This is a genomic window from Brachyspira sp. SAP_772 (genome assembly GCF_009755885.1).
Classification (GTDB): Bacteria; Spirochaetota; Brachyspiria; order Brachyspirales; family Brachyspiraceae; genus Brachyspira.
The window spans coordinates 1-799 of sequence record NZ_VYIX01000106.1 but is presented as its reverse complement, the minus strand read 5'-3'; the positions used below and the strand labels follow the sequence as shown (position 1 = coordinate 799).

2 protein-coding genes are annotated in these 799 nt (G+C 29.9%); both read right to left on the bottom strand.

From position 1 onward, the window contains the following. On the bottom strand, positions 1–281 hold a 281-nt coding region (locus tag GQX97_RS12875; protein WP_157152265.1), incomplete at its 3' end, for an efflux RND transporter permease subunit. Positions 282–337: 56 nt separating this feature from the next. After that, on the bottom strand, positions 338–799 hold a 462-nt coding region (locus GQX97_RS12870), incomplete at its 5' end, for a TolC family protein (RefSeq protein ID WP_198391241.1).

Genomic DNA, 799 nt, shown 5'->3' with positions numbered 1-799 from the left:
ACTATAATAATCGCTGCATTTTCAATAATGGTTGTATTGTATTCATCTATACCAGATATACCCTGTAACTGTTCTTCTATTGGTATAACAGCATTTTGCTCTACGTCAAGCGGAGTAGCACCTGGATATATTACCGATACTAACATCATATCTAAATCTGTAGATGGAATGGATTCTTTTTGTAAATTGAAGTAGTAATATCCTCCAACAGATAATATTGCAATTACTATTATATTAACAAGCATAGTTTTCTTGGCAAAAAATACTATAATTCTTTCCATATATTAGTCACTCTCCTTGATATTAACTTCTATTGTTTTTCATTAAAATAATTTTATTAGTAGTCCATAGCAAGTAATGCTCTATAATCAAATATCGTTGTAATAAACTCATATTGTAAGTTTAAGAGTTCTGTTTGCGTTGCTACTAAGTCTAATCTTGAAGTAAGTAAATCATCTATTTCTAAACGTCCTTGGTCAAGTTTTTGAAGCTGAGTTGCTATTCTTGAGTTTATTGCTCTTATTTGTGTTCTTTTACTGTTCATTAAATTTTTATATGTTTCAAATTTATAAATATATCCTTGAAGCTGTGTGTTATAATCTTTTTCAAGCATATCATATTGAGCTATTATTCCGTATAATGAGTTTTCAGCCATTTTGTATTGTGCTTCATTAGCTCTRTTACCAAGAGGGTAGGAGAATTGTACTCCTGCAAAAAAGTCAACATTAGTCATACTTCCAAATGAATTAAAATAACCAGAAGTATTAGGGCTTACACCATTTAAACTCACGCTTCCTAC